Annotated in this window: 8 protein-coding genes; all 8 read right to left on the reverse strand. The window is 79.1% G+C overall.

The genetic code is table 11. The features are described 5' to 3' along the window. Nucleotides 1-168: 168 nt before the first annotated feature. Genes ACFWH7_RS17505 through ACFWH7_RS17540 form a run of 8 tightly spaced genes read right to left on the reverse strand, consistent with a single transcriptional unit; the run spans nucleotide 169 to nucleotide 8,170 of the window. The gene (locus tag ACFWH7_RS17505) at nucleotides 169-423 is read right to left on the reverse strand and encodes a DUF6480 family protein (protein ID WP_378218345.1); all 255 of its coding nucleotides are present in this window, start codon (nucleotides 421-423) and stop codon (nucleotides 169-171) included. Nucleotides 424-466: 43 nt separating this feature from the next. Beyond that, entirely contained in the window at nucleotides 467-1,582 is a 1,116-nt protein-coding gene (locus ACFWH7_RS17510; protein WP_378218347.1) for a glycosyltransferase family 9 protein, read from the reverse strand. Continuing rightward, nucleotides 1,573-2,343, reverse strand: a complete 771-nt coding sequence (locus tag ACFWH7_RS17515; RefSeq protein WP_378218349.1) for an SDR family oxidoreductase — start codon at nucleotides 2,341-2,343, stop codon at nucleotides 1,573-1,575. The genes ACFWH7_RS17510 and ACFWH7_RS17515 overlap by 10 nt, the downstream gene beginning before the upstream one ends. Further along, nucleotides 2,340-4,559, reverse strand: a complete 2,220-nt coding sequence (locus tag ACFWH7_RS17520; protein WP_378218351.1) for a PfkB family carbohydrate kinase — start codon at nucleotides 4,557-4,559, stop codon at nucleotides 2,340-2,342. Before ACFWH7_RS17520 ends, ACFWH7_RS17515 begins: the two co-directional genes overlap by 4 nt. Then, nucleotides 4,556-5,830: a glycosyltransferase gene (locus ACFWH7_RS17525; RefSeq protein ID WP_378218353.1), complete on the reverse strand. Its 1,275-nt coding sequence runs from the start codon at nucleotides 5,828-5,830 to the stop codon at nucleotides 4,556-4,558. Before ACFWH7_RS17525 ends, ACFWH7_RS17520 begins: the two co-directional genes overlap by 4 nt. Then, a complete protein-coding gene (locus ACFWH7_RS17530) occupies nucleotides 5,827-6,837 on the reverse strand; it encodes a glycosyltransferase (protein WP_378218356.1) in 1,011 nt (336 codons plus the stop codon). The genes ACFWH7_RS17525 and ACFWH7_RS17530 overlap by 4 nt, the downstream gene beginning before the upstream one ends. Beyond that, on the reverse strand, nucleotides 6,834-7,922 hold the full coding sequence (locus ACFWH7_RS17535) for a glycosyltransferase family 9 protein (protein ID WP_378218358.1): 1,089 nt from the start codon (nucleotides 7,920-7,922) through the stop codon (nucleotides 6,834-6,836). Before ACFWH7_RS17535 ends, ACFWH7_RS17530 begins: the two co-directional genes overlap by 4 nt. Further along, nucleotides 7,919-8,170 carry a hypothetical protein gene (locus tag ACFWH7_RS17540; RefSeq protein ID WP_378218361.1) on the reverse strand — a complete coding sequence of 84 codons (252 nt, stop codon included), beginning with the start codon at nucleotides 8,168-8,170 and terminating at the stop codon, nucleotides 7,919-7,921. The genes ACFWH7_RS17535 and ACFWH7_RS17540 overlap by 4 nt, the downstream gene beginning before the upstream one ends. Nucleotides 8,171-8,257 lie beyond the last annotated feature (87 nt).

Genomic DNA, 8,257 nt, shown 5'->3' on the forward strand with positions numbered 1-8,257 from the left:
CCCCGCGGCGGGCCCCGCGCCGCCCCCCCCCCCGGCGCGCCCCCCGCGGCCGGCGCCCCCCGCCAGGGGCCAGTCGCCCGCGCCCCCCGCCCCCCCCGTCGCCCGGTGGCGCGCGGCCGGGTGGGACGTGCGCTCGCTCGGGGTCTCCGCCGCGCGGGCGGGCCGGCCTCAGTCGAGCAGTCCCACGGCGTAGCCGACGAAGAACAGCGCCCCGAGGACCGCGACCGCGCCGACGACGCCGATCCACACCCAGGGCACCGCCCGGTGCGGACCGTGCTCCTCGTGGCCCTGCGGCGCGCTCACCTGGTCCTCCGCCGGCGGCGTCTCGCCGGGCTGCACGTCGCCGCTCGCCGAGAAGTCGGCGGCGCTGGAGCGGTGCGAGGCGTCCAGGGGGTCGGGATCGGGGGAGGTGGGGCCGGTCATGGTGCGGTCCTTCCGTCGGTGCGGAGATCGAGGTCGGGAGAGGTCATGGCTCGACCCTCCGGACCTCGCTGCCCGCACGCATCTCGGCGTCGACCTCCGGTGCCGCGAGGAGCGAGCGCGCGGCCTCGACGACCTCGTCGACGGTCACCCGGTCGAGCGCCGGGTCGAGGGTGGGGGCGTGCGGGTCGCCGCGGTGCCCGCCGGGCTGCGCGGACGTCGCGTCGTCGCCGTGCCAGAGCACGGTGTGCCGCTCCGGGTCGATCGCCGGGCCCCACGCCGACGGCGGGGTCGGCCCGAACAGGACCACCGACGGGGTGCCGAAGGCCGTCGCGAGGTGCGCGACGCCCGTGTCGCCGCACACCACGAGCCGAGCCGTCGCGACGACGTCGGCCAGCGCGGGCAGGTCGAGCGTGCCCGCGGTGTCAGTCACCGTGCCCGCGGCGCGTGCCGCCTCGTCGAGGGAGGCGGCGGCGTCCGCGACGACGCGCGCGCACAGGTCGCGCTCGTCGGGGCCACCCGTCACGACGACGTCGTGCCCCGCGGCGGCGAGGTCGCGTGCGACGGCGGCGAAGCGGTTCGCGGGCCAGCGGCGCGACCCCGACGCGGCGCCCGGGTGGACGACGACGTGGCGCCCACGCGACGCCGGTGGGTCGAGCCGCAGGTCCTCCCGCGAGCACGCGCCGCCGGCGGCCGTGACGAGCCGGCACCAGCGGTCGACCTCGTGCTCGTCGGGGTCCCACGCAGGCCCGGCGACCCCCACCTCGCGCGACGCGAACGCGACGACGTGCGCGGGCGCGGTGTCGAGGAGCACGCGGTGGCTCTCCGGCCCGCTGCCGTGCAGGTTCACCGCGACGTGCCCGGAGGGCGGAGCGCCGGTCACCGCCTCGGACTCCTCGACCCACGCGAGCGGTGCGAGGCCCCGCGCGGGCACCACGCCGTCGACCAGGCCGAGGTCGCGGAGCCAGCCGCCCACTTCCTCCGGCGCGGCGAGCAGGACGCGGCGCCCGGGCCACGCGCGCCGCACGCCCCGCAGGGCCGGGACCGCGGTCAGCGCGTCCCCGAGCCCGAGCGCGCGCAGCACGAGGACGGTGCCCTCGTCCTGCCCGGCGAGCCCCGGCAGGTCGGGCGCCAGCTCCGTCGCGCCCGCCGTCACGGCCACGACGTCTCGCCGGACGCCATGACGAGCATCTCGCGGATCTCGCAGCCGACGGGCTGGCGCAGCGCGGTGACGACGGCGGCCGCGGTCGCGCGCGGGTCGTTGAGGTCGGCGTCCGGGCCGGGCTTGTACTGCTCGGTGCGGCCGTCGAAGAACGCGGTGCGCATCCCGCCCGGCACGAGGCACGTCACGCCGACGCGTCCCGCGAGCTCGGCGGCGAGCGCCTGGGAGAACCCGCGGACGGCGAACTTGGACGCGCAGTAGGCGGTCGCGTCGGACACGCCCTTGAGGCCCAGGGTCGACGCGACGGTGACGACCGTCCCGCGGCGCTCCTCGAGGAAGGGCAGCGCCGCCCGGACGACGGCGACCGTGCCGAACAGGTTGACGCGCACCACGCGCTCCCACGTCTCGACGTCGATCTCGTCGAGCCGTCCGCACGCGTCGGTGCCCGCGGCCGTCACGACGGCGTCGGGCGGGCCGACCTCCAGCGCGAGGCGCTCGACCGCCGCGGCCGCCGCGGCGGAGTCGGACAGGTCGACGACCGCGTGGGGCACGCCGCCCGCAGGTGCGACCCGGTCCAGGACGACGGGTTTCCCGCCCGCCGCGGTCACGGCGTCGACGAGTGCCGCGCCCAGGCCGCTCGCGCCTCCCGTGACGTAGACGGTGCCGAGCTCGCGCGGGACCAGGGCCGGGTCGGGCTGCCGGGTGGACGGGGTGGACGGGGTGGACGGGGTGGACGGGGTGGTCGACGTGGTCGGGGTCATGCGGTGGTCTCCTCCGTCAGGGTCGGGAGCCCGGGCGCGAACCGCCCGGAGCGTTCGAGGATCGAGGTCGTGGAGCGACCGTCGACGTAGGGCAGGACGACGACCCGGCCACCGTGGCGCCGGACCACCTCCGCCTCGGGCAGCGTCTCCTCGGTGTAGTCGCCGCCCTTCGCCCACACGTCCGGGCGCAGGCGGTCGAGCGCGGCGCGCGGGTCGTCCTCGTCGAACACGACGACGGCCGAGACGCAGTCGAGCGCGGCGAGGACGCGCGCGCGGTCGGCCTGCCCGACGACGGGGCGCTGCGGCCCCTTGAGCCGCCGCACCGACACGTCGCCGTTGAGCAGCACGACGAGGTGGTCGCCGAGGCGTGCGGCCGCCTCGAGCGTCGCGACGTGGCCGGCGTGGAGGATGTCGAAGCAGCCGCCGGTGGCGACGACGGTGCCGCCCGCCGCGCGCAGCCGCGCGGCCACCGCCTCCGGCCCGCCCGGGTCCTGCGGCGAGGCCGCGTCGGAGGCGGCCCCGACGACACCGGCCGCGCGGTCCGGCACCGGGTCCCGCGCCGCGTCCGGCGTGCGCCGACCCGGGACGTCGGCGCGGCGCCGGTATCCCTCGGCGCCGCCGGCCGCGACCCAGGCCGAGGCCGAGGCGACGGCGGCGACGACCGCCTCGACGAGCTCGGCCCCGTGCGCGAGCGCGACCGCCGCCGTCGAGGCGAACCGGTCGCCCGCGCCGCAGGGGTCGCCGTGCGCGACGGTCGCGGGCACGTAGGCGGGCTCGCCGTCGGCGCGCGCGACGAACGCCCCGTGCTCGCCCGCGGTGACGCACACGGCCGCCACCCCCCCGGCCGCGGCCAAGGACCGGGCGAGGCCGCCCGGGTCGTCGGCGCGCGCCTCCAGACCGAGCGACTCCGCGGCGTCGAGCGCCTCGGCGAGGTTGGGGGTGACGAGCGCGGTCCCGGGGACCGGCGGCCCGCCGCGCGGGTGCGGGTCCCACACGACCGTCCGCTCCCGAGCCGCGTGCTCGAGCGCGTCGCGCACCGGCCCGGCGTGCGTCGTCCCGGCCCCGTAGTCCGAGACGAGGACGACGTCGGCGCCCGCGAGCGCCGCGCGGACGGCGCGCTCGGGCACGTCGTCGGGACGTGCCGGGCCGCCGTCGTCGACACGCACGACGGTCTGCCCGCCCGAGCGCACGCGGGTCTTGCGGCGCGTCGTGCCCACCTGGGGCAGCGCCACGACGTCGACGCGCGGACGCAGCAGCGCGCGCAGCTCGCCGCCCGCCTCGTCGTCGCCGAACGGCGCGACGAGGCGCACGCGCGCCGCGTCGGCCGCGAGCAGGGCCGTGAGCCCCGCGCCGCCGGGGCTGCGCCGGACGCCGAGCGTGTCGACCACGGGCACGGGTCCGTCGGGGGAGAAGCGCGTCACCTGGCCGTCGACGTCCCGGTCGAGCAGCACGTCGCCGACCACGACGACGCGCGGCCCCTCAGCCGTCGTGGGCGTCGACGTTCGCACCGTGGCGGGCTCGTGCGCGGCCCGTCCGTCCACGGGCGCCTCGCCGGGCAGACCGTCGGCCGGGGCACCGGGCGCGTCGCCCCGAGCGACCGCCTCCCGGTGGCGCACGTGCGCGTCGAGCGCGGCGCACAGCGCGTGCACGACGACGAGGTGGAGCTCCTGGACCGACGAGGTCGACGCCCCGCGCAGGGCGAGCGCGTCGTCGCACGCCTCGGCCAGCGAGCAGTCCCGCGGACCGGTGAGCGCCCACGTGGTGAGACCGAGCTCGCGCGCGCGGCGGGCCGCGGCGACCACGTTCTCGCTCTCGCCCGACGTGGACAGCAGCACGAGGACGTCGCCCGGCCGCCCGTGCGCGGCGACCTGCCGCGCGTACATCTCGCCGACGCCGTAGTCGTTGACGATCGCGGTGAGGCTCGACGTCTCCGCGTGCAGGCTGATCGCGGAGAGCGGGGTGCGCTCGCCGTCGAAGCGGCCCACGAGCTCGGCGGTGAGGTGCTGCGCCTCGGCGGCGCTGCCGCCGTTGCCCGCGACGAGCAGCCGCCCGCCCGCGAGCACGGTGTCGGCGAGCCGTGCGCCCCACGCGTCGATCCTGCCCGCCTCGGCGGTGAGGAGGTCGAGGCCGTCGTGCAGGTCCGCGGCGTGCTCGCGCAGCCAGCGTCGGGCCGCGTCCCGCGGGCCGTCCGTGGGGCCGTGGCCGAGCGCGGTCATGGTGCGCTCACCGCCCGCAACGCGGCGCGGGCGCCGACGACCGGGCGCGCGCGCTCCGGCGCGGCGCGGCGCGCGGCCACGACGTGTTCGTACGACTCGGCGGTGCGGGCCGCGACCGTCGACCACCCGTACAGGTGCTCCGCCCGGACGCGTGCGGCCGAGCCCAGGCGCTCCGCGAACGCCGGGTCGTCGGCGAGCCGCCGCAGCGCCGCCGCGAGCGCCCCGGGGTCCCGCGGCGGGACGAGGAGGCCGGTGCGCCCGTCGACGACCGAGTCGAGCAGCCCGCCCACCGCCGCCCCGACGACCGGGCGCCCGCACGCGGCCGCCTCGAGCGGGACGATCCCGAAGGGCTCGTACCAGGGGTCGCACACCACGGCGTCGGCGGCGTGCATGAGCTCGCGCACGTCGTCCTGGGTCACGCTGCCCACGAACCGCACCCGGTCCGTCACCCCGCACGCGTCGGCGACCGCGCGCAGCCGGAGCACCTCGGGGTCGTCGGCCAGGGCGTCCGCGGCCGGGCCGCCCGCCACGACCAGCTCGGCGCCCGGCAGCTCCGCGAGCGCCTCGATCACCGTGTCCACGCCCTTGCGCTCGACGAGGCGGCCGACCGAGAGCAGGCGCAGGTGCCCGGCCGCGCGGTGCAGGTGGCCCGTGCGGTCGGCGTCGGGCAGGAACCGCCCGAGGTCGACCCCGCACGGGACCACGTCGATGCGGTCGGGGTCCGCGCCGAGGGCCACGAGTTCGGCGACCTCGTCGGCGCACGTCGCGACGATCCGGTCGACCGCGCGGCACAGCAGGCGCTCGCGGGCGACGCGTTCGGCCGGGCTCGTGTCGTGCGCGCCCTGGTGGCGGCGCTTGACGGACCCGAGGGCGTGGAACGTCTGCACGAGCGGGACGCCGAGCGCGGGCGCGGACAGCAGGCCCGCGATCCCGGACATCCAGAAGTGCGCGTGCACGACGTCGGGTCGCGGCCCGGGCTCGATCCAGCGCCGCAGCAGGTCCGCGCCGAACGCGTCCATGTGGGGGAGCAGGTCGTCCTTGGGGACGGGCACGGGCGGGCCGGCGTCCACGTGGACGACGTCCACGCCGCGCGCGAGGGGCACGCGCTCGGGGAGGGACGCGTCGTCGCGGCGCGTGAACACCTCGACGCGGTGGCCCTGGGCCCCGAGCCGGGTGGCGAGCGACGCGACGTGCACGTTCTGCCCGCCCGCGTCGACGCCGCCGAGCGCGGCGAGGGGGCTGGCGTGCTCGGAGATCATCGCGATCTTCATGAGGTCACCTCCGTCAGGACCGTGTCCCAGCGCCGCAGGAACGCGGTGTGGGAGTAGTGCTCGAGCACGTGGGCGCGCGCCGCCCGGCCGTGCTCGCGTGCGTCGTCGGGGTCGGCGAGCCAGCGCCGCGCCGTCGCGGCGAGCTCGTCCAGGCGGGAGCTGAGGAGCCCGGCGGCCGCCGGCACCGCGACGGGGGCCTCCGTCGTCGGCAGCGCGAGGACCGGCATGCCGAGCGCCATCGCCTCCAGGAGCGAGAGCCCGAGGCTCGTCCAGCGGTAGGGGTGCAGGTAGGCGCGCGACGTCGCGAGCCGGGCGTGCATGGCGGCCTGCGGGACGTCGTCGTGCAGGCCGTGCGGCAGGTCGTGCGGCGCGGCGCCGGGCGGTGCGGAGAGGTGCTCGGCGAGCTTGCCGACGCCCATGCCGTAGACGTCGAGCGGGACGTGGCGGCCGAGGCCGACGAGCACGTCGGTCCCCGCGACGCGCCAGCGGCGCACCGGCTCGTTGACGACGGCGCCGACGCTCGCCCGCTCGCCGGTGTAGAGGGGGCCGGGGTCGGGGACGCCGTGGTCGACGACGAGCGTGCGCGCGTCGCCCGTGTCCCACATGAGCGCGTTGAAGGCCGTCACGTGCACGATCGGGACGAGGCCCTCCTCGACGACGTCGAGGTCGGCGAGCGGGTGTCGCGTCGCGGCCGCGTGGCCGGTGGGCGCGTTGTGCTCGACGTAGACGGCCGGGACGTCGCGGCCGGGCACGAGCCCGGTCCAGCGGCGCAGCAGCTCGACCTCCTCGGGGCGCTGGAGCACCACGACGTCGATCGCCCCGTCCGCGGCGAGGTCGGCGAGCTCGGCGGGCGCGACCTCGCGCGCCCCGGGCGGCCAGTCCCACGTCCGCGCGCGACCGCGACCGTCCGGTCCGCGGTCGGGGACGACGGGCACGAGGTACTCGTGGCCGCCCGCGACGAACGCCGTCGCCCAGGAGCCGTGCACGTGCCAGACGAGGATCCTCATGGCGCCACCCCTGCCGCCGACGGCGTCGTGGTGCGGCCCGGGCGGGACCCGGGCGTCCCGACGACGTGCGGGACCTCCAGCCGTTCGACGGCGGCGACGACGTCGTCGGGCTCGACCCCGCCCAGGCACGGGTGCCCCGCGACCGGGCAGACCCGGGCGCGCGTGCCGCGACATCCGGCGTGCTGGTCGCCGAGCACGACCACCGGGACCCCCCAGGGGGCCCACCGCTCGGCCGGGACCACGGGAGCGAAGAGGGACACGACGGGCGTGCCGACGGCGGCGGCGAGGTGCGCGGGCCCGGTGTTGCCGACGACGACGCACCGCGCGCGTTCCAGCACGGCGCCCAGGCCCGCGAGATCGGTGCGGCCCGAGAGGTCCCGGGCGCGGCCGGCGGCGACGTGGGCGGCGAGCGCGGTCTCGCCGGGGCCGCCCGTGACGACGACCTCCCGGCCCGAGGCCACGAGCGCCGCGACGAGGTCCCGTGCGTGGTCGGGCGCCGGTGCGCGGGCGGGCACCGACGCGCCCGGGTGCACGACGACGTACGGCCCGGCGGGGACGAGGTCCGCGACGTCCGGGAGCGGGCGCCGCACGCGCAGCCCGTCCCCGTCGGGTGGCCCGCCGAACCCCGCGGCCCGCACGAGGTCGAGCGCCGCCTCCACCTCGTGCAGCCCGGCCGGGCGCGTGTGGCGCACGTCGAGGAGCGAGCCGGGGTAGTCCTCGCTCACCGCGGCGACGTGCTCGACCCCGGCGAGCCGGAGGAGCATCGCCGCGGGCAGCGGGCTCTGGTGGAACGAGGTGAAGACGACCGCCGCGGCGTACTGCCGCGCGGCGAGCGTCGTGACGAGGTCGAGGACGCGCGTGCGGTCCACGGGCGGGGGCCGGTAGCCGGACCACGGTGCGTCGAACACGAGCACGTCGCGCACGCCCGGGAGCAGCCGCGCGGCGGCGTGCCCCGCGGGCGCCGCCAGCACGTCGACCTGGCCGCTGCGGGCCGCGGTCGCGTGCGCCATCGCCCGGATCGCCGGGCCCGTGAGCAGGACGTCGCCGTCGCTGTCGAGGCGCACGGCGAGCACGTCGGCGCTCATGCCGCGCGCCCCTCGGTGCGGGACCCGTCCTGCGGGCCCGGGTCGGCGGGGACGGCGTCGGTGGGATCGGCGTCGGGGGCGGCGGCGCCGGGCAGGCGGTCGTCGAGCGCGCGGACGGCGTCGGCGAGGTCGGTCGCGACGCGCGGCGCGGCAGCGACCTCCTCGGGGCGCGTCACGGGCGTCGGCACGAGGACCGGCGTCGCGCCCGCGGCGAGCGCCGCGCCGACGTGGGGGGCGGTTTGGCCCACGTCCGCGCCCCCCCCCCCGCCCCCGCCGGGGGGGGGGCGCGCGGCGCGCGCGCAGCCCGGGCCCGGGGTGGGGGCCGCGCCCGCGGA

The organism is Cellulosimicrobium cellulans (genome assembly GCF_042723955.1).
Taxonomy (GTDB): Bacteria; Actinomycetota; Actinomycetes; order Actinomycetales; family Cellulomonadaceae; genus Cellulosimicrobium; species Cellulosimicrobium cellulans_H.